The organism is Bradyrhizobium australiense (assembly GCF_013114825.1).
Lineage (GTDB): Bacteria > Pseudomonadota > Alphaproteobacteria > Rhizobiales > Xanthobacteraceae > Bradyrhizobium > Bradyrhizobium australiense.
In genome coordinates this window covers 1-24,444 of the sequence record NZ_JAAVLX010000014.1, presented here as the reverse complement: position 1 = coordinate 24,444, position 24,444 = coordinate 1, and the positions used below count along the sequence as shown (strand labels likewise).

The following is a 24,444-nucleotide window of genomic DNA, read 5'->3' as shown; positions in this document are numbered from 1 at the left end:
GACAGCCTGGAGGCCTCATGCCGACGCGCGCCCGTCTTGGCGAATTCATTGCAGCCGTCGTCTCCGGCGACCATGCCGGCGCCATTGAGCGGTTCTACACCGAGGATGCCAGCATGCAGGAGAACACGGCAGCGCCGCGGGTCGGCCGCGACGTGCTGGTGGCGCATGAGCGCGCAGTGCTGGAACGGGTCAAAAGCGTGACCTCGACCTGCGTGACCTCGATCGTCGAGGGCGATCATGTCGCGATCCATTGGGTCTTCGAGTTCCTCTATCAGTCCGGCAAGACGGGGCGGTTCGACGAGGTCGCATTGCAGGAATGGCGCGGCGACCGGGTGTTTCGCGAGCGCTTCTTCTACGATCCGTCGAAGCCGGCGGCCTAGTTGCCACTTGCTGACAGTTCGGTCGGCGCCGAAGCAATTGGCTTGTGGGTCTGCTAACCCTCGTCGTCATGCCCGCGCTTGTCCCGGGCATCCACGTCTTTCTCGCTGTCGGACGCAAAGACGTGGATGGCCGGGTCAAGCCCGGCCATGACGAACGAGAACAACATAAGAAGAAAGACGTTGGACGCCTACAGCCACACCTCCATCGACGAATCCTCCATCCGCTACGACGGCTGGCGTATCGTTGCCGTCTGCTTCCTGCTGGCAACCTTCGGCTGGGGGCTCGGCTTCTACGGCCAGAGCGTCTATGTCGCCGAGCTGCAGCGGCTGCACGGCTGGCCGACGTCGCTGATCTCGTCCGGCACCACGTTCTTCTATCTGTTCGGCGCAGCCCTGGTCGCGTTCGTCAGCGAGGCCATCAAGGCTTTCGGCCCGCGCAATTGCCTGATCGCGGGGACGTTTGCGATGGCCGCGGCGGCGATCTCGATCGGTCAGGTACGCGAGCCCTGGCAGCTTTACCTTGCCAACGCCGTGCTGGCGTTCGGCTGGGCGGGGACCAGCCTCGGCATCATCACCAATACGCTGGGGCTGTGGTTCGACAATAAGCGCGGCATGGCGATCAGCCTGGCGCTGAACGGCGCGAGTTTTGGCGGCATCGCCGGCGTGCCGCTGTTGATCGCGGGGATCGGCTATTTTGGGTTCTCTGGCGCCATGATGGCATCGGCCGCCGTGATGGTGGCGTTGATGGTGCCGGTGATCCTGCTGCTGGTCGGAAGGCCGCCGCTCCACCTGAGCATGAGTGGGCTCGACGCTGCGGACGCGCCGTCGCCGACGCGAATTCGCGCACGCGCGTTTCGCGATATCGGCTTTCTATCGGTGTCATCGGCGTTCGCGCTGGTGCTGTTCGCTCAGGTCGGCTTCATCGTGCATCTGATCGCGTTTCTGGATTCGGTGATCGGGCGGCAGCAGGCGGCGATTGCGGTGGCGCTATTGACGGCGATGGCGGTGGTCGGCCGCGTGATGTTTTCATTCGTGATCGACCGGATGAACCAGCGGCTGGCTTCGTCGCTCTCCTTTGTCAGTCAGGCGGTGGCGCTCCTGATCGTCATCAATGTGCATCATGACTACGCGCTGATCGCAGCCTGCGCGCTGTTCGGCTTTTCGGTCGGCAATCTGATCACGCTGCCGGCCCTGATCGTGCAGCGTGAGTTCGATCCGCGTTCATTCGGCGTGCTGGTCAGTTTGATCACGGCGATCAATCAGATCACTTACGCGTTCGGTCCCGGCGTGGTCGGCCTGCTGCGGGATTTGTCGGGCAGCTACACGCTGCCGTTCTACGGCTGCATCGGGGTGGAATTGACCGCGGCCGTGCTGATCATGGTTCGCGGGCGCGGCCCTTCTCGCGTCCAGTAGCGGCGAGCGATTTGCGCGGCGGTCGTCGCGCCTTCCTTTCGCCGATAGCGCCTGACGCCGCGGCCCGCAGCAGGCGGCGGAAGGTGGGACACTCCATGTGGCTCGGAGCGGGGCAGGCGGCGGCGTGGCGCAGGCCGTCGCGCATGGCGTTGAGCTTTCGGATCGTCCGGTCCAACTCCTCGGCCTTGGCCGCCAGCATCCGCCGGTCGATGCGCGGCCGGCCGTCGGGTGCGAACATCGTGGCGATCTCGTCGAGCGAGAAGCCGGCGGCGCGCCCGAGCGCGATCAGCGCCAGCCGGTCCAACACGGCCGGATCGAACAGCCGGCGAAGGCCCCGTCTTCCGTGAGAGGCGATCAACCCCTTCTCTTCATAGAAGCGCAGGGTCGAGGCGCGAACGCCCGACAATCGAGCCGCCTCCGCGATATCGACGTCTCTCATGCCTTGACCTCAAGTTGACTTGAACTGGCAGAGTGCAGCCATCGGCGCCCTCAAGGCAAGCCAGGAAATAGCGCAAGCTAAAGGAAGTGATCATGAATAACGCGCATCAGACAGATGACGAGCAGGCAAGACTATGGAACGGCCCCGCCGGACGTGGCTGGGTCGAGGCACGGCACGTGCTCGAGGAGATGTTCAAGCCCTTCGAGGATCTGCTGGTCCAGGAGGTGTCCGAGGCTGCGGCGAGCCGCGTGCTCGACGTCGGCTGCGGCACGGGTGCCACGACGCTCGCCGTCGCGCGGGCACTCGGTCCCAAGGGATACTGCACCGGCATCGACCTCTCGGAACCGATGATCGCCGCGGCACGCGCCCGAGCCAGGCTGGACGGCCAACCTGCAGGTTTCATCTGCGCCGACGCCCAAACACACGCCTTCGCGCCCGCAACTTTCGACATGATCGTCTCGCGCCTCGGCGTCATGTTCTTTGCCGATCCGGTGCAGGCCTTCGCCAACCTGCGCCAGTCGGCACGGCCTGACGCGAGGCTGCGCTTTATTGCCTGGCGGGCTCCTGCGGAAAATCCATTCATGACAACGGCCGAGCGGGCGGCAAGGCCGCTTCTGCCCGGCCTTCCCGAGCGTCGATCCGAAGGGCCGGGGCAGTTCGCCTTCGCCGACCGGCGCCGGATCGCGTCCATTTTGGCGGCGAGTGACTGGACCGCGATCGACATCCGACCGATCGATATCGCCTGCAGTTTTCAAAGGACGGAGCTCGTCCGCTATCTCAGTTGGCTCGGACCGGTCGGCCTGTTCCTTCAGGGGGCGGACGAATCGACACGTGCACGGGTGATCAAGACGGTCAGTGCCGCCTTCGAGCCCTATGTGCGCGGGCCGGTAGTTTCCTTCACCGCGGCGTGCTGGATGGTCGCAGCGCAGGCTCCGACGGAGGTCATGCGTGGCTGAAGCGGCAGATTATGTGACATCGGCGGTGCTGATCGGGGCAGGTGCAACGGCCGTGATGGACATCTGGACGATGATCCGGCAGCGGCTGCTAGGCAGTCCGTCGCTGGACTATGGTCTGGTGGGCCGGTGGCTCGGCCATCTCGCACGCGGGCGCCTGCGCCACGACCAGATTGCCGCGTCGCCGCCGCTGCGGGACGAACGGCTGATCGGGTGGTCCGCGCATTACCTGATCGGGATTGTCTTTGCCGGCGTGCTGCTTGCGATCTTCGGCCTCGATTGGGCGCGCAATCCGACGATCGGTCCGGCACTGATGGTCGGGATCGGGAGCGTGGCTGCGCCGTTCCTGGTGATGCAACCCGCCATGGGTGCCGGCATTGCCGCGAGCCGCACGCCACATCCTGCAGCCGCCCGGCTCCACAGTCTCGTGACGCATGCGGTGTTTGGCGGCGGCCTCTATCTCGGCGGCTGGCTTACGCACCTGGTGCTACGGTGAATCGCGTCGGCCTATGCGTTGCGCTGCTTCAGCAGATCCTCCAGATCCAGCCGCTTGGTGAACATCGCAAGCGATCCATCCGGCGCGCGGGGCCATTCTTCTTTCGGCCGGTCGCGATAGAGTTCAACCCCGTTCTGGTCGGGATCGCGCAAATAGAGCGCCTCGCTGACACCGTGATCGCTGGCGCCGTCAAGCTCGATGCCGGCTTCGATCACGCGATAGAGCGCATCGGCCAGCGCTGCGCGCGTGGGATAGAGAATGGCGGTGTGGAACAGCCCGGTGGTGCCCGGCGGCGGCGGATGGCCGCCTTTGCTTTCCCAGGTGTTGAGGCCGATGTGGTGGTGATAGCCGCCGGCGGAAATGAACGCCGCGCTCGATCCCATCCGCTGCATCACCTCGAAGCCGAGCACGCCGCAATAGAAGGCGAGCGCGCGTTCGAGGTCGGCGACCTTGAGATGGACATGCCCGATCCGCGTACCGGCAACGATGGGTGGAGATTGGGACATGTTGTCTCCGCTTGCTGCTCTTACCTCGCCCCGGTTGCGGGGAGAGGTCGGATTTTACGCGAAGCGGAAAATCCGGGTGAGGGGGTACAGGTCTATCGGGAGGTCACAATTCGCGGAGGGAGCCCCTCACCCCAACCCTCTCCCCATCGAGAACGGGGAGAGGGGGAGGAGAGATCAAACAAGATCCGACACCTCTCCCTCCGGCAGTCCGAATTCAAACGTGTTCAGCGTCATCGACACCATCGTGTAATAGCCGCATAGCCCGATCACCTCGACGATCCCGCGTTCGGTGAGCACTTTTACGGCTTCGTCATACAGCGCCTGCGACACGCCATGGCCCTCATGCAGCGATTTGGCGAGATCGTAGATCATCTGGCCCTTCGGATCGTCGAACGTTGGCGTGCGGCGATCGCGGATGTCCTCTATGATCTTGGGATCCATGCCGCCCTTCAGCGCCAGGCGCTTGTGCGCATACCATTCGTAGTGCGAGGTCCAGTGCCGCGCAGTAACAAGGATCGCGATCTCGGAAAGTTTTGCCGGAAACATCGTGTTGAACCGGAGTTGCTCGCCGAGCCGCGTGGCGTGCCGCGCCATCTCCGGGCTGTTGAGCCAGGCCATCATCGGCGCCGGTGGGGCGCCGCGCTTGCCTGATATCGCTTCATCGTAGGTTCCTTTTTGCTCGGCGCTCATTTCGCCAGGCGAAAGCAACTTCAGCCGCATGCCCGTTTCCTCTTGTTTTTCAATCGCTACGCTTTGCGCATACACCCGATCGAACATCGTGACCACCGCCAGAGCGACATAGGCTGATGTCAGACATATATTGAATTCCGCAACGCGAGGGCTAAGGTCGCTTCCAAACATTCCCACATGGAAACGCCGTCATGTCCGATCTGGAAACATTCCGCCGTGAAACCCGCGCCTGGCTGGAGGCCAATTGCCCGCCGGAGATGCGGCGTCCGATGACCTCCGAAAGCGATACCTACTGGGGCGGCCGCAACGCCAAATTCTCCTCCGAGCCGCAGCGCGTCTGGTTTGAGCGGATGCGCGACAAGGGCTGGACCGTGCCGGATTGGCCGAAGGAATATGGCGGCGGTGGACTTTCGCCCGCGGAGCACAAGGTGCTGCGCGAGGAGATGGCGGCAATGGGCGCGCGCTCGCCGCTGTCGAGTTTTGGCATCTGGATGCTCGGGCCGGCGCTGCTGAAATACGGCACCGAGGCGCAGAAGAAAGAGCATCTGCCAAAAATCGCCGCGGGCCTGATCCGCTGGTGTCAGGGCTATTCCGAGCCGAACGCCGGATCGGACCTCGCTTCGCTGCAGACCCGCGCCGAGAGCGACGGCGACGATTACATCATCAACGGCCAGAAGATCTGGACCTCATACGCGAACTATGCCGACTGGATTTTTTGCCTGGTGCGGACGGACCCTGCGGCGAAAAAGCACGACGGCATCAGCTTTATCCTGTTCGACATGTCCTCAAAGGGCGTTTCGACCAAGCCCATTCTCCTGATCTCGGGCTATTCGCCGTTCTGCGAAACCTTCTTCGACCATGTGCGGGTGCCGAAATCGCATGTGGTTGGCCAAGTCAACCGCGGCTGGGATGTTGCGAAATATCTGTTGCAGCATGAGCGCGCGATGATCTCGGGGATGGGCGAGCGCGGCGTCGGCCGGCCGCTCGGCCAGGTCGCCGCCGATTCGGTCGGCACCGACGAGCAGGGCCGGCTGGACGATGCGATGCTGCGCAGCCAGATCTCGACCTTCGAGGTCGACGAGGCGGCGCTGGCGGCTGCGGCCGAACGCGCGGTCGATCTGGCAAAGGCCGGGCAGTCGCATCCGGCGTTTTCGTCGGCGATGAAATATTACGGCACTGAGCTCAACAAGCGCCGCCACGAAATCCTGATGTCGGCCGGTGGCATCGATGCGCTGGAATGGGAAAGCGATCGCTCCAGAGGCGGCGCTCGCCCGCGCGCCTGGCTGCGCACCAAGGCCAACTCGATCGAGGGCGGCACATCAGAGGTGATGCTCGGCATCGTCTCCAAGCGCATCCTCGATCTGCCGGGGGCGTAGGTGCGAACCCCCCACGTCGTCCCTGCTTTCGCAGGGACGATGAAGCAACCTAATTTACCTTTTGAAGCGGAATTTCCCCATGCCCCTCGTCCTCACCGAAGAACAATCCATGCTGCGCGACAGCGCGCGCGGCCTTATCAGCGACAAGGCGCCGGTGGCGCACCTGCGTCACCTGCGCGACAGCAAGGATGAAACAGGCTTTTCCCGCGACCTCTGGAAAGCGTTTGCCGAAATGGGATTTTCCGGCCTGCTGGTGCCCGAAAATTTCGGCGGCAGCGGGCTCGGCTTCGTCGACGCCGGCGTCGTGATGGAGGAAATCGGCCGCACCCTGATGCCGTCGCCGTTTCTGTCGACCGCGGTGCTGGCGGTGTCTGCGCTCTCGCGCGGTGGCAATGAAGCGCAGAAATCGGCGCATCTGCCGAGGATTGCCGATGGATCGCTGCTGGCGGCGCTCGCGATTGATGAAGGCGCGAAACATCGTCCCCTGCAGATCAGTTTGCAGGCGGTGCGCTCCGGCAACGGCTTCAGGCTCAACGGTACCAAGGCGCTGGTGGTCGACGGCCATACGGCCGATCTCCTGATCGTCGCTGGCCGCACCGGCGGCGCCGCCGGCGAGCGCGACGGGCTGACGCTGTTCCTGGTCGATGCCAAAGCCAAGGGCGTTGCCATCGAACGCACCGTGATGGTTGACGCACATAACGCAGCGCGGATCGAGTTCAGCGATGTCGAGGTCAATGCGGACCAGGTGCTCGGCGAGGTCGATCAGGGCGGCGCGCTGCTGGAAGGCGTGCTCAACATCGGCCGCGGCGCGGTCGCCTCCGAAATGGTGGGCCTGAGCGAGGAGGTGTTCGGCCGCACCGTCACCTACCTGAAAGAGCGCAAGCAGTTCGGCAAATTGATCGGCGAATTCCAGGCGCTGCAGCACCGCGCCGCTCAGCTCTATATCGATATCGAGATCACCCGCGCGGCCGTGCTGAAGGCGTTGCAGACGCTCGACGGCGATTTCGACCACGCCGGAGCGGCAGTGTCAGTCGCAAAAGCGAAGGCCGGCACCACCGCCACGCTCGCGGTGCAGGAAGGCGTGCAGATGCACGGCGGCATGGGCATGACCGACCAGTTCGACATCGGCTTCTTCATGAAGCGCGCGCGCGTCTGCCAGGAATTGTTCGGCGACAGCAATTACCACGCCGATCAGTTGGCGTTGATGAAGGGTTATTGAGGGCGCGAACGGCGCCCACACTCAGGTGTCATCGCCCGGCTTGACCGGGCGACCCAGTATTCCAGAGGCGTTAGCGTTTAAGCAGTGAGGCCGCGGCGTACTGGATCGTCCGCCTTCGCGGGCGATGACGGCTTATGGCCGTTGATAGCGTCTACCGTATCGGCGGGGCGTACTGGATGCCGCCGTTGCTCCACAGCGAATTCAGCCCGCGCGGGATCTTCAGCTTCGATCCTTCGCCGACATTGCGTTCGTAGACCTCGCCGTAATTGCCGACATGGCGGATGATGCGGGCCGCCCAGTCCTTGGGCAGACCGAGATCTTCGCCGTAGGCGCCTTCGGTGCCGACCAGCCGCATCACATCGGGCTTTTTCGACTTCAGCGCCTCGTCGATATTCTTCGAGGTGATGCCGAGTTCCTCGGCGTTGATCATCGCATACAGCGTCCACTTCACGAGCATCATCCAGTCGTCGTCGCGCTGACGCACCACGGGCGCGAGCGGCTCCTTGGAAATGACGTCGGGCAGGATGACGTGATCGCTCGGCTGGATTAGGTTCAAGCGCAGCGCGTAGAGCTGAGAGACGTCGGCGGTGAAGGTGTCGCACTTGCCGGACTCGTAGGCCTTGAGCACGTCTTCCAGCTTGGGAAACTTGACCTCGGTATATTTCATGTTGTTGGCGCGGAAATGGTCGGCGACGTTGAGCACCGTCGTCGTCCCCTCCTGCACGCAAACCTTGCTGTTGTTGAGGTCCAGCGCGGAATCGATGTTGCGCGAGCGCGGCAGCATGAAACCCTGGCCGTCGTAATAGGCCACCGCCGGGAAATACAGGTCGTAATTGGTCTCGCGCGACATGCTCCAGGTCGAGTTGCGGGAGAGGATATCGACCTTGCGGCTCTGCAGTTCTTTGAAGCGCTCGCTGGCGTCGAGCGGCACGAACTTGGCTTTCTTGGGATCGTCAAAGATCGCCGCTGCGACCGCGCGGCAGAAATCGACGTCGAAGCCGGTCCAGTCGCCCTTGTCGTCGGGGATCGAGAAGCCGGGCAGGCCTTTGTTGACGCCGCACAGCACTTCGCCGCGGCGGATCGTCCGCTTCAGCGTCTTGGTGTCGTAACGTTCGTAAGTGATTGCAGCGGCCGCGACCGCGATTGCGACCGCCAACCCGATCAGGAGGCCGCCTCGAAATGTCCGTAGCATTTTTAATTCACCAATTTCAGGGGGAATGGAGGCCGGAGCGGCCGAGTCGCAATTACAGTTCCGGCTTCTGCCGGATAATCACCTTGGTGCCCACAGGCACGCGTTCATAGAGATCAGTGACGTCGGCATTGACCAGCCGGAAGCAGCCGGAGGAGACGGCGGTGCCAATGGTGTCGGGCCGATTGGTGCCGTGGATGCGGTAGACAGTGGTGCCGAGATACATCGCGCGCGCACCGAGCGGGTTGCCAGGGCCGCCAGCCATGAAACGCGGCAGATAGGGCTGGCGCGCGATCATCTCCGGCGGCGGCGTCCAGTCAGGCCATTCCGCCTTGCGGGTAATGTTCACAAGCCCCTGCCATTGAAATCCTTCGCGGCCGACGCCGATGCCGTAACGCAACGCGCGGCCATTGCCCTGGATCAGGTAAAGATGGCGCTCGGCCGTAACCACGATGATGGTGCCGGGCGCTTCGTTGGTACGATAGAGCACCGCGGTCTTCCTGAACTGCGGATCGAGTTCGACGGATTCGTCGGGGAGCAGGCCGGGCTGGTCGCCGACGTCGGGCTGCCGCATCTGCGCCTGGCTCTGCGAGGCCGAAAGGATCAGACCGCCGGCGGCGATCACCATCCAGATCAGATGCCGAAATTTTGTCATCGCAGAATTCTCCTTGCTGCACATTGGCCAAATCAGCGGAACCATCAAATCTCAGGGCTAGCTTGATGGCAAGTTTAGGGCGAGGGAATCGGTTACCCCACTGAAGTATCTTCTATTTCCGTCAAGCCGCCATATTCATGGGACCAGGGCGCCTTATTTCGGCGCGATCCACAGCCGCAGGCAAAACGAAATCAGCGCGACGGTGCCGACGCCGCCGAGCCAGAGCGCGACGAACCACAGCAGGCGCTGAATGAGCGGGCGGGGGGCGGGTTCGTTTGGGCTCAATGGTATCCGCTCTCGGGTTTGACCTTGCCGCGGAACACCCAATAGGCCCAGGCGGTATAACCGAGGATCAGCGGGATCAGCCCGGCGACGCCGACCAGCATGAAGAGCTGGCTGTTCGCCGGCGCCGCCGCCTGCCAGATCGTGATGCTCTGCGGCACGACATAGGGATACATGCTGATGCCGAGGCCGGCATAGGACAGCGCAAACAACGCCAGCGCCAGGAAGAACGGCTGGTAGTCGTATTTGTTGGCGAGACTGCGGAGCAACAACACGGTGACCGCGGCCACCGCGACCGGCACTGGCGCGGTCAGCAGAATATTCGGCCAGGCGAACCAGCGGTGCGTGTACTGCACATGGAGGAACGGTGTTGCGATGCTGACCGCGCCGATCGCCCCTAACATCGCCAGCAAAAATATCCAGCTCAGATGATAGGCGCGGTCGCGCAACGCGCCCTCCGTCTTCATGACCAGCCAAGTCGCCCCTAGCAATGAATAGCCGATCACCAGCGACACGCCGGTCAGGATGCTGAACGGCGTCAGCCAATCCCACCAGCCCCCACCATAGTGCCGCCCCTCGACATGCACGCCTTGCAGGATGGCGCCAAGCGCGATGCCCTGCGCCAGCGTCGCCAGAATTGATCCGCCAAAAAAGGCGATATCCCAGCGGTTGCGCTCCTTTGTCGTTCGCCAGCGGAATTCGAAGGCGACGCCGCGGAATACGAGGCCGAGCAGCATCGCAATCATCGGCGTGTACAACGCCGGCATCAGCACGGCATAGGCGAGCGGGAAGGCCGCCATCAGGCCGCCGCCGCCGAGCACGAGCCAGGTTTCGTTGCCATCCCACACCGGCGCGACGCTGTTCATGATGACGTCGCGGTCGCGCTTCTCCGGAAACAGCGGAAACAGAATGCCGAGCCCGAGATCGAAGCCGTCCATCACGACATAGACGAACACGGCAAAGGCGATGATGAAGGCCCAGATGATGGCGAGGTCGATTGCAATCATCGGGCGGCTCCCTCGGCGACCGCGCCCGCGGCCGGCGTGATGCCGGCGGTGCGGATCGGGACCTCGTGCGACGGTCCTTCCTCGCCCGGATGCGGCGGGGCCGCCATCAGGCGCAGCAGATATATTATGCCGGCGGTGAACACCGCGAAATAGACGATGATGAACGCGATCAGCGAGGAGGCGACCGCCGGCGCCGCCAGCGGCGAGGCCGATTCAACCGTCCGCAACAATCCGTACACCGTGTAAGGCTGCCGCCCGGTCTCGGTGGTGATCCAGCCGGCGAGCACCGCCATGAAGCCCGCCGGACCCATCAGAAGCGCAAACATATGGAGCAGGCGCGAATCATAAAGCTTGCCGCTGAGGCGCATCAGCAGGCTAAAGAGTCCTAGCCCCGCGATGAGAAATCCCAGGCCGACCATGATTCGGAACGACCAGAAGGTGATTGGCACCGGAGGCCAGTTCTCGCGCGGCACCGTATCGAGGCCGGCCATCGGCGCGTCGAGCGAATGTTTGAGAATCAGCGAACCGAGCTTCGGCACTTCGATCGCGTAGTCGACCCTGCCGGCGCTCTGGTTAGGCAGGCCGAACAGGATCAGGGGCGCGCCGTCCTTGTGGCTTTCGAAGTGGCCTTCCATCGCCATGATCTTCACCGGCTGATGCTCCAGCGTGTTAAGCCCGTGCTGATCGCCGGCGAGGATCTGGATCGGCGCCACCAGCGTCGCCATCCACATCGCCATCGAAAACATCACGCGCGGGCCGGCGAGGTGCCGGTCGCGCAACAGGTGCCAGGCGCCGACAGCGCCGACCACCAGCGCCGTGGTCAGGTATGCCGCCAGCACCATGTGCACGAGACGGTATGGGAATGAGGGGTTGAAGATCACCTTGAGCCAGTCGGCGGCAATGAACTGACCGGCCTCATTGACGGTGTGGCCCGCCGGTGTCTGCATCCAGGAATTGGCCGACAAAATCCAGAACGCCGAAATCAGCGTCCCGATCGCGACCATTAGCGTCGCCAGAAAATGCAGTCGTGGGCCGACGCGGTTCAGGCCGAACAGCATCACGCCGAGGAAACCCGCTTCGAGGAAGAATGCGGTGAGCACCTCATAGGCCATCAGAGGGCCGATTACCGGGCCGGTCTTGTCGGAGAAGGCCGACCAGTTGGTGCCGAACTGGTAGGACATCACGATGCCGGATACCACGCCCATGCCGAATGCGACGGCAAAGATTTTTAGCCAGTAGTTGAACAGGTTGATATAGACCTCGCGCCCGGTCGCAAGCCACAGCGCTTCGAGCACCGCGAGATAGCTGGCGAGCCCGATCGAGAAGGCGGGAAATATGATGTGGAACGACATCGTGAAAGCAAATTGCGCCCGGGCCAATACGACCGCATCCCAGCCTTCAAACATCCGCACCACCCGTCGCTAATCCCGCCAGCCGCGATCTTTTTTAAACTGGATGACAGTTTACGAAGATCGTGTCCGGACCCGGCGCGGAGCCTACCACGCCGGATGCGACGATAGTACCCGCGCGCGCTGCGCGGATCGGCATTTCAGCTATTCGCGTTCAGGAGCCCGGTGACCGTGCGCTCGATCTGCTCGTATTGGCCCTCGCCGTCGTGCTGGAACACGATCTTTCCGTTCTGGTCGACGATATATTGCGCCGGCCAATAGCGGTTGCGGTAAGCATCCCAGGTCCGCGACTCATTGTCTTGCGCCACCGGATAGGTGATGCCGTGCCGCTTCAGCGCGGCCTGAACGTTGGACGCCGACCGCTCGAACGGAAATTCCGGCGTATGGATGCCGATGACGACAAACCCCCGATCCCTGTATTTGGCATAGAGCGCGGTGACATGCGGCAGCGTGTTGACGCAGTTGACGCAGCCATAGGTCCAGAAATTCACTAGCACGACTTTGCCGCGGAGATCGGCGAGTTTGAGCGGCGCGGAGTTGAACCAGTTGCCGAGACCGACGAAGTCAGGCGCGGGGGCCTGCGCAGCGGCGAGCGTAAACGGCGTTTCCAGCACGCGTGGCGCGTCGCCGCAGAAGGCAGGTAACGCTGAACCCGCGAGAGAAGCGGCAACGATGGCAGCGGATGCGGCAAGTAGACGTACGTTCATGGCAATCTCCATTGCAATCAGAGGCCGATCTGGCCATTGGGGTAAAATCCGGTCAGCCACGACACGACCAGCGTGTCGTACTGGAGGTAAGACAGCAGCGCGAAGGTGATGACGACGACGCCGAATCCCTGCTGCAGCCGCGGCGCGATCCGCGCGACGCTGCGAACACGGGTGGTGACAGCCTGGCCGCCATAGGCGATCGCGAGCATCGGCAAGGCCGCGCCGATCGCGTAGACGACCAGCAGCAGGCTGGCCCAGGCGGTGTCTTTCGACGTGGCGACGACGGTCAGGATCGAGCCGAGCACAGGCCCGGCGCAGGGCGTCCAAACCAGGCCAAGCGTCATGCCGAGCACGAAGCCGCCGATCGCGCCCTGACGCGACGTGACCGAACTGCCGCTGTATCCACCGATCCGGGTCGACAGCCACTCGAAAGACGCCGGCCAGATCATCAAGACTCCAAAGCCGACCAGCAGGATCGCGGCAGCGTTGCGCAGATGATTGGGATCAAAATCGAACACGCGCGTGATCGCACTCAGCAGCAATGCCGCCATCGAGAATGACATCACAAAGCCGAGCGCGATCATCGCTGGCCGCACCTTGCCGGTCTGACCGACCGATGTCCCGAGGAGGATAGGCAGCATCGGCAGCGTACAAGGGGCGGCCACAGTGACGACACCTGCGAGCAGCGCGAGGACGAGATTGAGCATCGAAAGCATCCATCACCGGTCCCGGCGGGATATGCCGGGTGACTTGATGAACTTCGCGGTGATGGGGCAGGCGTTACGCCAGCCTCACTTCAGGCGGCGTCACGTCCGTGTGAGACTCTTTCACGCCGCGGACACGGAATCCGGCGCAAAACAGAGCGACCCGGCTGGGGGGCATCCCGGCCGGGTCGTTGGAGGTCGCTTGGGAGGTGAGAAGAAATCAGCGGGGGGTCTCGCTGGCGTAGGAGATCACACAGACCTCCTTGGGACTCTTGGTGCCGCAATCGACCACCTGTTCGCGCACGAAGGTCGAACCGGCGTCGCGCTGGGCGCGGGGGTGGACGTTCTGGGCCGACAGGGTGGCTAGCGTAGCGACGGCGCCGAGCGGGACGATGAAAAAGCGGAAGGACGGCTTCAGCATGTTCGCTCTCCTGTTCGGCGTTGGCGCTTAAGTTGGTAATGAGCGGTATAGCGGGTGAGTTTTTCCGGGTGATGTCGTGAAATGTTTCATTTGTTTCGTCGGAAGTAATCTTTGTCCTTCGAAACCGACCCGTTTTCTGCCCTCAATACCGATATAAGTAATTGATGTTATTTGATATTACGCAGCGATGCTGTCCACGCCGGCGCCCTTAAGCAACTCGGCCAATTGTTTGCGGGCATAGAACATCCGGGTTTTCACCGTGCTCTGGGGAATACCGATGATCGCCCCGGCCTCTTCCACCGACTTCTCGTGGTAGTAGACCAGGTTGATGATCTCGCGATGCGCCGGTGACAGCTTGGCGACGCAGGCGCGCAGGATGGCGCTGGTGTTGCTGCGGTCGAGCGAGGCTTCCGGCGTGTCGGCCTCGTCGGCGATCTCCAGCACGTCTTCCTGCTCGATGTCCTCATGCTTGCGCTGTCGCAGCGCAGTCAGCGCCTTGAAGCGGGCGATCGACAGCAACCAGGTCGAAACCTGCGAGCGGCCCTCGAACTGGGCGGCGGTCCGCCACACGTCGAGAAACACCTGGCTGACGAGGTCTTCCGCCATCGTGGTGTCGCGCATCATGCGCAGCACGAAGCGGTAAACCCGGACGTTATGACGGGAGTAAAGCACGTGCATCGCCGTGCGGTCGCCCTTGGCAATACTCTGCAGCAGCATCTCGTCCGATGTCGCGCGGGCGGCGGCAATCGACTTCTTGGCTGCGGCGTTGATGGCGATGACGTTCGACATGACAGGCTCCCAATTCCACGCCGGGCGGCGTTTCGTTGGGAGGATTGTTAATTAGGCTCGGTTTCGGGATGTCTGCACGAAAAGCGAAAAATGGTTTCGTGCGGCAGAGAATTGTTTCGTCGCAAGGCCTGCGACGAAACATTCGGTACAAAAAGGCCAGTAATTTCAATATGCGGAAAATTGGAAGATTTCAGATGCGGAATAGTTCCGAAGGTAGACCCTCATCCAGGAGCGGCGCCTTCGCCGCGTCTCGAAGGATGCAGGCCACATAGGGGCCGCATGGTTCGAGACGCCGCTTCGCGGCTCCTCAGCATGAGGGTCGGACAGCAGCAGCGTGGCCCTAACCCTTCTCGCCGGTCGGCGAGAACAAATAGCCGCCGCCTCGGATGGTGCGGATCACGGCGGGCTTGGTGGGATCAATCTCGATCTTGCGGCGGATACGCATGATCCTGAGATCGACGGCACGGTCGAAGGCTTCCGCGTCGCGCGCGTTGGCCAGCTCCAACAGCCGCTCGCGCGACAACACCCGCTTCGGATTCGCTGCGAACACTTTCAGCAGGCCGAATTCGGACGCCGTCAGCGGATGCTCGTTGCCTTCGTCGTCGCGCAGCGCCTGGGCTTCGAGGTCGAGCCATTTGGTGCCGAAGCGTACCAGTTGGTCCTTCTCCGCCTTGGCCGCCGCGGGCTCGGGCGTCGCCGCCTTGGCCGGCGTGCTGCGGCGAAGCACGGAGCGGATGCGCGCCATCAGCTCGCGCAATTCGCAGGGTTTTGCAATGTAGTCGTCGGCGCCGAGCTCAAGCCCGACGACACGGTCGATCGGGCTCGCGGTCGCCGTCAGCATGATGACGGGAACGTTGATGCGGCTCTTGAGGTCGCGAATGATCGAAAGCCCGTCTTCCTCAGGCATGTTGAGGTCGAGCACGACGAGATCAGGCACGGCGTTCTCGATCTCCTTGCGCAGGCTTTTTCCCCCGTCGCACAAGGTGACGCCAAAACCGTGCATTTTGAGGTAATCGCCGACCATTTCGCGGGCCGGCGCCTCGTCGTCGACGATGAAGATGTGCGGGCTCTGGGTCATGTCGTCTCTGTCGCCGGCAGTGTAACCGTAAACGTCGATCCCTGTCCGGGACCGGCGCTTTCCGCGGTCACATGGCCGCCATGCATGTCGATGATACGTTTGACGATCGACAGGCCGAGGCCGGTCGAGCTTTCGCCGGCGGTCGGCTTGGCCGAGAGCCGCTGGAAACGGCCGAACAGCCGGCCAAGATCCTCCGGCGAAAGGCCGGCGCCCTGATCGGTGATGCGGATCACCGTCTCGCTGCCTTCATGGGCCACAGCGACCGTGATCTTGCCGCCGATCGGCGAGTATTTGATGGCGTTGCTGACGAGGTTGTCGATCGCCTCGCGGATTCGGTCGATGTCGCACATGGTGACGATATTCGGCGGCGCTGACACCGTGATGGCCTGCTGCTTGTTGACGGCCGAGGGCAGGTTGGAATCGGTGACCTCGGTCACGAGCGCTGCGATATCGACCGGCTCTCGGCGGATCGTGATGTCGAAGGCATCCGCCATCGCATCCGAAATCAGGTGGTCGACCATCGAAGTCAGGCGCTTGGTGGCGTCCCTGATGTGTTCGACCTGTGCGGTGACGTTCTCCTTCGGCGAGCCGGCGCCGATCAATTCGGTCAGCATCTCGGTGCGGCCGAGGATCACGCCGAGCGGATTCTTCAAATCGTGCGCGACGGTGCCGAGGATTTCGTTCTTGAAGCCGTTGGCGCGCTGCAGCCGCAGCCACTGCGCCGAGAGCCTGCGGTTGGCCTGCATCAGCGCGCGGGTGCGCTGGGCGACGCGGTCTTCGAGCTGGGTGTTGGCCTCGTGCAGTTGCCGGTAGAGGATGACATTGTCGAACGCGATCGACAGCCGGCTGGAAAAAATCTCGACCAGCGCACGGTCGGTATCGGAAAGCTGGCGTTCAGCCTGCAGCAGCACCACGACTTCGCGGCCGCTGCCGGTGCGCAAATAAAGCACGCTGCGGTGGTCGGCGAATTCGTTCTTGCGGCGCTGGAAGGCGGCTTCCACCATCGCCCGCAGATCGGGATCGAGCGCCTTGGAGCTGGTAGTGCCGATGAAGCGGCTGTAGCAGCCTGAACCGGCCAGTACCGAAAATTCGCTCCCCGAGGCGCCGTCGTCGCGCAGCACCAGGATGCCGGCGCAATCGACATTGAGCAGCGAGGCGAGCTGCGTCAGCACGCCCTCCGCCAGCCGCTGCATCGATTTGAAATCGTAGAGCGTCGAGGCGGCATCGATGATGATTTCAAGTCCGCGCCTTGTCTGCACCATGCGCTCGAGCTGCTGATAACTGCGCAGCGCTGCGGTCAGCGAGGTGAACAGTTTGTCGGCCGTGAGCTCCGTCTTGGCCTTGTAGTCGTTGATGTCGTACTGGACGATGACACGGCGCTCGGGCGCCTGTCCCGGCTGGCCGGTGCGCAGGATGATGCGGACGGTTTCGTTCTTGATCTCGTTGCGGATGTATTCGACCAGTTCCAGCCCCGCGACGTCGGTCTCCATGATGACGTCGAGCAGCACGGCCGCCACATCCGGATTGTCGCGCATCAGGATGCGGCCTTCGGCCGCGGAATAGGCCGACAGGATTTCCAGCGTCGCGCCGTGGAGATTGTAGTCGCTGAGCGCAAAGCGGGTGCCCTCGTGCACCGCGGCATCGTCGTCAATGACGGCGATCTTCCATTTGCGTGCGGATGAGTCCTCCGGAGCTATTCCGGTATCGTCGATCAGGTGGAGGACATCGTCCTGTTCGGCCATTGCGAAGTTCCGTCGGCTGCTATCTGGTCTGTACTCGTCGATCCGCCCTTGGCGACTTTCGGCATGATAATGCGGAAGGTGGTGCCTTGTCCCAGCCTCGACTCCAGCATCATCCGGCCGCCGAGTTGTTGAGTGACAAGATTATAGACGATATGCAAGCCCAGTCCGGTACCGCCTTCGTTGCGGCGCGTCGTAAAGAAGGGGTCGAACGCCTGCCGCTGCACGTCCGGCGTCATTCCGGCCCCGTTGTCGGCAAAAATGATCTCGACATCATCGCCGCCGCGCGCCCGGGCCGAGATCGAGATCGACCCGGAACGGCCGTCGGCAAAGGCATGGTTGGCGGCGTTGAGGAAAAGATTGGTTAATATCTGGCCGTAGGAGCCGGGATAGCCGTCGATGACGAGCCCTTCCGGCACGTCGACCGACAGCGTGATCGCCGCCTTCTTCAAGACCGGCCTTAAGCTCGCGACGATCTGATCGGTCGCCTCGCTCAAGTTGAATTGCCGGCGCTCGGCGTGCGAGCGGTCGACCGCCACCTGCTTGAAAGACTGGATCAGCTCGCCGGCGCGGTGCAGGTTTGCCACCAGTTGCTGGGCGGCATCGCGCGAGCTCTTGACGAATTCGTCGAGCTTGGAGCGGCGGAGCGGCTCGGTGCGCAATTCGGACTCGAACGTTTCGGCCCGGCGCGCAAAGCTCGACGCCACCGTCAGGCTGATGCCGATCGGGTTGTTCACCTCGTGCGCGACGCCGGCGACCAGCCCGCCCAGCGCCGCCAGCCGTTCGGCGTCGATCAGGTTCTGCTGCGCGGTGTTGAGCTCGATCAGCGCACTTTCGGCTCTTTCCTTTGAGGCGCGCAGTTCGTCTTCGGTCTTGCGCTTGGCGATGGCGTTTTCACGGAAGACGTCCACCGCGCGGGCCATGGCGCCGACCTCGTCTCGCGCGGTGGTGCCCTGCACGCTGCGATCGTAATTGCCTGACGTGATCGCATGCATCGCTGCCAGGATCTGCTGCAGCGGCAGGCGGATCGACAGCGCGATCAGGACGCCGGCGGACAGGATGATGCCGAGGAACATCACGGCGATCGACAGCACCCGGCGCGAGATGCCCGACAGCGTCTTGTCAAAAGTCTCCTGCGCCTTCTGTTCGCGCTGGCGCATCTTGACCGACAGCTCGTCGATGACCGCGATGGCCTCGGCCTGGCTGGCATCGATGGTGTTGCGCAACAGTTCGGTCCGGATCGCCAGTTGCTCGGTCAGTTTGGCCATGCCCTCGCGCAGCGCCACCGTCCGCGCCTTCAGCCGCGTCAGCGCCATGCGCTGCAAATCGTTATCGGCCAGATCGGTCATTACGGGGATGGTCTTCTCGATCGCCTCGGTATTCCTGCTGGCGTCTTCGGCCGAGGCCGAGGCGGGCGACAGGTAATAGGCGTTGGCGGCGACCAGCAGAGCCGTAAACGCCTCGCGCGATCTTCCGAGCGCGGGCCAGATCTGCGCGTCGCGATGCCCCGTGGCGCCCTCGATGATCGAATACAGCCCGGCCATTTCCCGGGCCGGCCCCAGCACCTGCTGCTCATAAGTCTTGGTGATAGTGGCCTGGACGGCGCGCAATTCGCCGAAGCCGTTGAGGAAACGGTCGGTGACCTGTTCGAGCCGTTCGACCGACCCCGATAGCATCGGGTCGTTCGAGGCGCGCGTTGTGAGCGTGCCCAATACGGCCTCTCGCAGCAGCAGGATCTCGGCGAACAGCTCAGGGCTCGGCTGGTTGATGTAGCGGTGGATCAGGTTTTGCAGCCGGCTGGTTTCGCTTTCGAGGTGCGCCAGGATTTTGTCGGATTCCCGCACCTGCCGGACGTCGTCCCAGGCCGAACCCAAAACCTTGGAGCCGTTCCAGATCAACACGACGAGCACGACCACGACGGCGGAATTCAATGCAGCGATCGACAGAATGCGCCAACGGATCGGGACCGCGCGCAGCCACTGGACGACGTGAAAGCGCCCGCGCGCGGCGAAGGTCGCCGGCCGTTCCGCTGCTCGCTGCTGTTGCGGCGTGCCGGTCAAATCCACTCCACTCTGCAAAGGCGTCCGACCAATAGCGATGCCATCTTTCCGATCAATGCAACGTTGGTACGGTGGAGATCAATCGCGCCGGTCCCGGTCTGTCCGGGTCGGTCCTGTTCCGCGCCGAACTGGCGGGAATGGAACTCGTCGATCCGATGCCTGTCATTTCGGAGATCGGCAGCAGGAAATGCGCGCGCAAAACCGCCCGTTGAGATCGCCGTAAGCAACAGCGCGACAACAAGCACAAACGTCCGCGAAAGGTTGGCGCGGCGGTACACAGGCGACAAATCCCCTTAGAGATGGAGTCTGCGGCGGGGAAAAAAGGTTCAACGCAATTTTAGCAGAATTTGCCGAGGCTTGGGTATTGGGGCATGGCGGGCAGAGACTAGCCTGGGTTTAATCCTGACACGCCGACTGCAATCTTTAATTGTGCACTGCGGTGAGGGCGGCGGATTGAAACCGCGGTCGCAGGGATTTATGAGGGCGCGGCGAACGGGTACATCGCTCGCGTGGCAGAGCAGGGTGATCACCGGTGAAATTGGCCTTGAGGTTCTTGCAATTCGCAGCGCTTGCCGCCGTGGCGCTTGCGTCTCCCGCCCAGGCCGCCACCGAGATCATGTGGTGGCACGCGATGTCGGGGGAACTCGGCAAGCAACTCGAAAGGCTGACGGCCGATTTCAATGCGTCGCAGTCCGACTACCGGATCGTGCCGACCTACAAGGGCAACTACACCGAGACGGTGACGGCGGCGATCTTCGCATTCCGTTCGAGAAGCCAGCCCGCCATCGTTCAGGTCAACGAGATTGCCACCGCAACCATGATGGCAGCCAAAGGCGCGATCTATCCGGTGTTTGAATTGATGCGCGACCAGTCGGAGCCGTTCTCGCCGGAGGCGTATCTGTCGGCCGTGACCGGCTACTATTCCGATGTCGCCGGCAACATGCTCTCGTTCCCGTTCAACGTTTCGGCGCCGATCCTCTACTACAACAAGGATCTGTTCCGCGCCGCGGGTCTCGACCCCGAGGTGGCGCCGAAGACCTGGGCCGAGGTCGGCGCCGCGGCGAAGCGCCTGCGTGCGGCGGGTTCGCCCTGTGGGCTCACCACATCGTGGCCATCCTGGGTCCATGTCGAAAACTTTTCCGCATTCCACAATCTGCCGCTGGCGACCCGGGCCAATGGCTTCAGTGGTCTCGATGCCGAGCTGACCTTCAACAATCCGGACGTGGTTCGGCACATCGCGCAACTCGCGGAATGGCAGGCGACGAAAGTTTTTGACTATAGCGGCCGCGGGCAATCGGCCGAGCCGCGCTTTCAAAAGGGCGAATGCGCCATCTTCATCGGCTCATCCGGGACGCGCGCCGACATCAAGGCCAATTCGAAATTTGAGGTCGGCTACGGCATGATCCCGTACCGGCCCGAAATCGCCGGCGCCCCGCAAAACTCGATCATCGGCGGCGCCACACTGTGGGTGCTGCGCGACCGGCCGCGCGCCGAATACACCGGCGTTGCGCGGTTCTTCGCCTATCTCTCAAAGCCCGAGGTTCAGGCGGCCTGGCACCAGAAAACCGGTTACTTGCCGATCACCCGCGCCGCCTTCGACCTCACCCGCGCGCAGGGCTTCTACGACCGCAACCCGGGTGCTGCGATCGGAATCGAGCAGATGACGCTGAAGCCGCCGACCGAGAACTCGAAGGGAATCCGGCTTGGGTCCTTTGTGCTGATCCGCGACGCCATCGAGGACGAGCTGGAGCACGTCTTCAGCGGCAAGCGCACCGCGCAGGCGGCACTCGACTCAGCCGTCGAGCGCGGCAACCGCCTGCTGCGCCAGTTCGAACGCGCGAACCCGGATAGATAATTTTGCGTAGCCCGGGTGAAGCCAACGGGTCGCGCGAACGCGCGCCCGATGACAGGCTCCGCGTAGCCCGGGGATTCAACTGCGGCCTCGGCCCCGGATTTCGCTTGCGCTCCATCCGGGCTACACACTGAACCAATGGTGCCATCACTACCGCCACTCACAGACTACGAGGCCTTCCGCGCCTGGCGCGCCGATCCGGTGCAGTGGCTGCCGATCGCGCGCGATATCGCCCGCAGACACGGCCTGTCGTGCGCGGCGCCGCACGTCTTCTCCACCGGCACCAATCTCGTCCTTGCGCTCGACGAAAAGCTCATCCTAAAAATCTTCCCGCCGTTTCTTTGCGCCCAATTCGTCTCGGAACGTGGCGCACTCGCGCAGCTTCACGGATGGCTTCGTGTCGCGATTCCCGAAATCGTCGTCCAAGGCGAACGCGACGGATGGTCGTATCTCGTCATCACGCGGCTATCGGGCGTGTTGGGCGCCGACGCCTGGCCATCGCTGCCGGAAGCGGACAAGGAGCGCGTGCTTGCCGAGATTGGCGAGACCATCGCCGAGGTACAGCGCGCGCCCGTCGGACCGCTCGCCTCGGTCGAGCCTGGCTGGGACGTCTTCATGCGCCGGCAAATCGAGGGATGCCGCGCCCGGCATGAGCGTCTCGGCCTGCCGCGCAAATTTCTCGATGGCCTGGATGAATTGCTGCGCGATCCGGCCTCGCTGGTCGCGCTGGACGGGCCAGCGGTGATCCTCACCGGCGAATACATCCCGGAAAACTTCCTGCTGAGCCGCGGCGATTCGGGTTGGCATCTCGCGGGGCTGATCGATTTCGGCGACGTGATGACGGGTAGGGGCGAATATGACCTGCTTGGTCCCAGCGCCTTCATGACCTCAGGCATGCCGCGGCGGGTGCGAAGCCTGTTCGAGGGCTTTGGGTACTCTGCGGCGGATATTACCCCCGACCTGAAGCGGCGCTTGATGGCGCTGATGCTGCTGCATCGCGCCAGCGATCCGGTCAGGCATGTCTGCATCGAGGGGTGGCAGGAGAAGGCCGCGGACCTGCATCAATTGCAGGATTTGCTCTGGCCGATTTGAGTGCCGCATAGCATATCTGCACATCTATTGGGCAAATATGCCGCTTTGTATGCAATATGTGAGGAGGTCACACCCTCTCACGACGCCAAGGCCGGATACATTTTCCAGCTAAATCAATCGGTTCTCGTGAGAGAAAGCTTTCCTTAAGGGTTGGCACGAACCTTGCGATTCCCGTTCCAAAGCCTTTCCCTCAGGCGTTGGAGCATCACCCATGAAGCGTCGCGATTTCCTCAAGTCCGTGTCGGGGCTGGCGGCTGCCGGCGCGTTGACGCCGGCGCCGGCGATCTGGTCCGGCGCCAAGGCTGATGCGCGTTCGGAGACGCTGCTGATCGTCTCAGAAAGCGGCCCCAACAATCTCGACATTCACGGCGTCGGCACCAACGTGCCCGGCTACGAGGTATCGTGGAATTGCTACGACCGCCTGATCAGCCACGAGATGAAGAGCGGTCACGGCGGGGTGCCGTATTACGACCGCGACAAGTTCAAGCCCGAACTCGCCGAGGACATGAAGGTCGGCGACATGTCGGTGACCTTCAAGCTGAAGAAGAAGGCGAAATTCCATGACGGTGCGCCGGTCACGGCCAGGGATGTCAAGTGGTCGCTCGATCGCGCCGTCAGTGTCGGCGGCTTTCCGACCTTCCAGATGGGCGCGGGTTCGCTGACCAAGACCGAGCAGTTCGTCGTCGTCGACGACAACACGGTGCGGATCGATTTCGCCAAGAAGGACCGTCTCACCATCCCCGATCTCGCGGTCATCGTGCCCTGCGTCGTCAATTCGGAGCTGGTGAAAAAGAACGCCACCGAAAAGGACCCCTGGGGCCTCGAATACACCAAGCAGCAGACCGCGGGCTCCGGTGCCTACAAGGTGGTGAAGTGGACCGCCGGCACCGAAGTCATCATGGAGCGCAACGACGACTGGGTCGGCGGACCTATGCCGAAGGTCAAGCGCGTGATCTGGCGCATGGTGCCGCAGGCCGGCAACCGCCGTGCGCTATTGGAACGCGGCGATGCCGACATTTCCTATGATCTGCCGAACAAGGATTTTGTCGAGCTGAAGGACAGCGGCAAACTCAACATCGTCTCGGTGCCGTATTCCAATGGCGTCCAGTACATCGGCATGAACGTCAAGATCGCGCCGTTCGACAACGTCAAGGTTCGCGAGGCGGTGGCGTGCGCGATTCCCTACCAGAAGATCATGGATGCGGTGCTGTTCGGCCTCGCCAAGCCGATGTTCGGCGCGCCCGCGGACAGGGCGACCGAGGTGGCCTGGCCGCAACCCACAAAATACGTCACGGATATTGCGAAGGCCAAGGCCTTGCTGGCCGAGGCCGGTTACCCCAACGGTTTCGAGACCACGCTGTCGTTCGACTTAGGCTTCGCCGGCGTCAACGAGCCGCTCTGCGTGCTGGTGCAGGAGAGCCTGGCGCAAATCGGCATCAAGACCACCATCAACAAGATCCCCGGCGCCAACTGGCGCACCGAGCTCAACAAGAAGGTGCTGCCGCTCTACACCAACGTGTTCTCCGGCTGGCTCGACTATCCCGAATATTTCTTCATCTGGTGCTACGACGGCAAGAATTCGATCTTCAACACCATGAGCTACCAGTCAAAGGCTATGGACGAGTTCATCAGCGGCGCCGTCGATGCCGCGGCGATCGGCAACACGGCGAAATATGATGCCGATGTAAAGGGTTTCGTCGACCTCGCTTTCAAGGACATTCCGCGCATCCCGCTGTATCAGCCCTACGTCAACGTCGCGATGCAGAAGAACGTGTCCGGCTATCAGTACTGGTTCCACCGCCGCTTGGATTACCGCGCGCTGGTGAAGGCGTAAGCCACCGTGCTGAGTCCGGGCGACATGTCGTTTTGCTCCGCTTCCTCCATGTTCGGTGAGGCGGGTACCGCTCTCTCACCCCCTCCCCCCTCGCGGGGGAGGGGGTGAGAGAGCGGTACCCGCCTCACCGAACATGGAGGAAGCGGAGCAAAAC

The 24,444-nt window shown here is 62.9% G+C and carries 25 protein-coding genes; 9 read left to right on the top strand and 16 right to left on the bottom strand.

Going from position 1 to position 24,444, the window contains the following annotated elements; genetic code table 11:
* The first annotated feature begins 17 nt into the window (after positions 1-17).
* Positions 18-380, top strand: coding sequence for a nuclear transport factor 2 family protein (locus HCN58_RS31965; RefSeq protein ID WP_171583333.1), 363 nt, complete (start codon positions 18-20; stop codon positions 378-380).
* Positions 381-527: 147 nt separating this feature from the next.
* On the top strand, positions 528-1,793 hold the full coding sequence (locus HCN58_RS31960) for an MFS transporter (protein WP_171583332.1): 1,266 nt from the start codon (positions 528-530) through the stop codon (positions 1,791-1,793).
* Here the strand turns inward: HCN58_RS31960 and HCN58_RS31955 are convergent.
* The gene (locus tag HCN58_RS31955; RefSeq protein WP_171583331.1) at positions 1,756-2,232 is read right to left on the bottom strand and encodes a helix-turn-helix domain-containing protein; all 477 of its coding nucleotides are present in this window, start codon (positions 2,230-2,232) and stop codon (positions 1,756-1,758) included. The genes HCN58_RS31960 and HCN58_RS31955 overlap by 38 nt on opposite strands.
* A gap of 92 nt (positions 2,233-2,324) precedes the next feature.
* On the opposite strand from HCN58_RS31955, the gene HCN58_RS31950 reads away from it, so the two are divergent.
* Together HCN58_RS31950 and HCN58_RS31945 are read left to right on the top strand one after the other, a co-directional pair.
* Positions 2,325-3,188: a class I SAM-dependent methyltransferase gene (locus HCN58_RS31950; RefSeq protein WP_171583330.1), complete on the top strand. Its 864-nt coding sequence runs from the start codon at positions 2,325-2,327 to the stop codon at positions 3,186-3,188.
* Positions 3,181-3,681 (top strand): DUF2938 domain-containing protein, encoded by a 501-nt coding sequence (locus HCN58_RS31945; protein WP_171583329.1) that lies wholly within the window; start codon positions 3,181-3,183, stop codon positions 3,679-3,681. Before HCN58_RS31950 ends, HCN58_RS31945 begins: the two co-directional genes overlap by 8 nt.
* 11 nt (positions 3,682-3,692) lie before the next feature.
* Here HCN58_RS31945 and HCN58_RS31940 read toward each other — a convergent pair whose 3' ends face one another.
* Positions 3,693-4,187, bottom strand: a complete 495-nt coding sequence (locus HCN58_RS31940; protein WP_171583328.1) for a VOC family protein — start codon at positions 4,185-4,187, stop codon at positions 3,693-3,695.
* A gap of 174 nt (positions 4,188-4,361) precedes the next feature.
* Positions 4,362-4,907, bottom strand: a complete 546-nt coding sequence (locus HCN58_RS31935) for a carboxymuconolactone decarboxylase family protein (RefSeq protein WP_171583327.1) — start codon at positions 4,905-4,907, stop codon at positions 4,362-4,364.
* A 161-nt stretch (positions 4,908-5,068) separates the two neighbouring features.
* Here HCN58_RS31935 and HCN58_RS31930 point away from each other — a divergent pair, with 161 nt between their 5' ends.
* Together HCN58_RS31930 and HCN58_RS31925 are read left to right on the top strand one after the other, a co-directional pair.
* Positions 5,069-6,253 (top strand): acyl-CoA dehydrogenase family protein, encoded by a 1,185-nt coding sequence (locus tag HCN58_RS31930; protein ID WP_171583326.1) that lies wholly within the window; start codon positions 5,069-5,071, stop codon positions 6,251-6,253.
* 79 nt (positions 6,254-6,332) lie between these two features.
* A complete protein-coding gene (locus HCN58_RS31925) occupies positions 6,333-7,472 on the top strand; it encodes an acyl-CoA dehydrogenase family protein (protein WP_171583325.1) in 1,140 nt (379 codons plus the stop codon).
* Between the two features lie 151 nt (positions 7,473-7,623).
* On the opposite strand, the gene HCN58_RS31920 is transcribed toward HCN58_RS31925, so the two are convergent.
* The 13 genes from HCN58_RS31920 to HCN58_RS31860 form a co-directional block, all read right to left on the bottom strand.
* Positions 7,624-8,664 (bottom strand): amino acid ABC transporter substrate-binding protein, encoded by a 1,041-nt coding sequence (locus tag HCN58_RS31920; protein ID WP_171583324.1) that lies wholly within the window; start codon positions 8,662-8,664, stop codon positions 7,624-7,626.
* Positions 8,665-8,716: 52 nt separating this feature from the next.
* On the bottom strand, positions 8,717-9,316 hold the full coding sequence (locus tag HCN58_RS31915; RefSeq protein WP_171583323.1) for a L,D-transpeptidase: 600 nt from the start codon (positions 9,314-9,316) through the stop codon (positions 8,717-8,719).
* Positions 9,317-9,469: 153 nt separating this feature from the next.
* Complete coding sequence (locus HCN58_RS31910; RefSeq protein ID WP_210266249.1) at positions 9,470-9,601, bottom strand: DUF2474 domain-containing protein; 132 nt, start codon at positions 9,599-9,601, stop codon at positions 9,470-9,472.
* The gene (gene cydB / locus HCN58_RS31905) at positions 9,598-10,605 is read right to left on the bottom strand and encodes a cytochrome d ubiquinol oxidase subunit II (RefSeq protein ID WP_171583322.1); all 1,008 of its coding nucleotides are present in this window, start codon (positions 10,603-10,605) and stop codon (positions 9,598-9,600) included. The genes HCN58_RS31910 and cydB overlap by 4 nt, the downstream gene beginning before the upstream one ends.
* The gene (locus tag HCN58_RS31900) at positions 10,602-12,011 is read right to left on the bottom strand and encodes a cytochrome ubiquinol oxidase subunit I (protein WP_171583321.1); all 1,410 of its coding nucleotides are present in this window, start codon (positions 12,009-12,011) and stop codon (positions 10,602-10,604) included. The genes cydB and HCN58_RS31900 overlap by 4 nt, the downstream gene beginning before the upstream one ends.
* Positions 12,012-12,154: 143 nt before the next feature.
* Positions 12,155-12,721 carry a thioredoxin family protein gene (locus tag HCN58_RS31895; protein WP_171583320.1) on the bottom strand — a complete coding sequence of 189 codons (567 nt, stop codon included), beginning with the start codon at positions 12,719-12,721 and terminating at the stop codon, positions 12,155-12,157.
* A 17-nt stretch (positions 12,722-12,738) separates the two neighbouring features.
* A complete protein-coding gene (locus tag HCN58_RS31890; protein WP_171583319.1) occupies positions 12,739-13,428 on the bottom strand; it encodes a cytochrome c biogenesis CcdA family protein in 690 nt (229 codons plus the stop codon).
* Between the two features lie 217 nt (positions 13,429-13,645).
* Positions 13,646-13,846, bottom strand: a complete 201-nt coding sequence (locus tag HCN58_RS31885) for a hypothetical protein (RefSeq protein ID WP_171583318.1) — start codon at positions 13,844-13,846, stop codon at positions 13,646-13,648.
* A gap of 177 nt (positions 13,847-14,023) precedes the next feature.
* Positions 14,024-14,635, bottom strand: coding sequence for a sigma-70 family RNA polymerase sigma factor (locus HCN58_RS31880; RefSeq protein ID WP_171583317.1), 612 nt, complete (start codon positions 14,633-14,635; stop codon positions 14,024-14,026).
* Positions 14,636-14,975: 340 nt separating this feature from the next.
* Positions 14,976-15,713: a response regulator gene (locus tag HCN58_RS31875; protein ID WP_171583316.1), complete on the bottom strand. Its 738-nt coding sequence runs from the start codon at positions 15,711-15,713 to the stop codon at positions 14,976-14,978.
* Complete coding sequence (locus tag HCN58_RS31870) at positions 15,710-17,455, bottom strand: ATP-binding response regulator (RefSeq protein ID WP_171583315.1); 1,746 nt, start codon at positions 17,453-17,455, stop codon at positions 15,710-15,712. The genes HCN58_RS31875 and HCN58_RS31870 overlap by 4 nt, the downstream gene beginning before the upstream one ends.
* Entirely contained in the window at positions 17,425-19,428 is a 2,004-nt protein-coding gene (locus tag HCN58_RS31865) for a sensor histidine kinase (protein WP_235984085.1), read from the bottom strand. The genes HCN58_RS31870 and HCN58_RS31865 overlap by 31 nt, the downstream gene beginning before the upstream one ends.
* Positions 19,429-19,508: 80 nt before the next feature.
* On the bottom strand, positions 19,509-19,790 hold the full coding sequence (locus HCN58_RS31860) for a hypothetical protein (RefSeq protein ID WP_171583314.1): 282 nt from the start codon (positions 19,788-19,790) through the stop codon (positions 19,509-19,511).
* A gap of 266 nt (positions 19,791-20,056) precedes the next feature.
* Between HCN58_RS31860 and ugpB the strand changes: the two genes are divergently transcribed.
* From ugpB to HCN58_RS31845, 3 genes are all read left to right on the top strand, one after another.
* Positions 20,057-21,367, top strand: coding sequence for a sn-glycerol-3-phosphate ABC transporter substrate-binding protein UgpB (ugpB, locus tag HCN58_RS31855; protein ID WP_376701244.1), 1,311 nt, complete (start codon positions 20,057-20,059; stop codon positions 21,365-21,367).
* 135 nt (positions 21,368-21,502) lie between these two features.
* Positions 21,503-22,456, top strand: a complete 954-nt coding sequence (locus HCN58_RS31850) for an aminoglycoside phosphotransferase family protein (RefSeq protein ID WP_171583312.1) — start codon at positions 21,503-21,505, stop codon at positions 22,454-22,456.
* A gap of 211 nt (positions 22,457-22,667) precedes the next feature.
* Positions 22,668-24,290 (top strand): ABC transporter substrate-binding protein, encoded by a 1,623-nt coding sequence (locus tag HCN58_RS31845; protein ID WP_171583311.1) that lies wholly within the window; start codon positions 22,668-22,670, stop codon positions 24,288-24,290.
* Positions 24,291-24,444 lie beyond the last annotated feature (154 nt).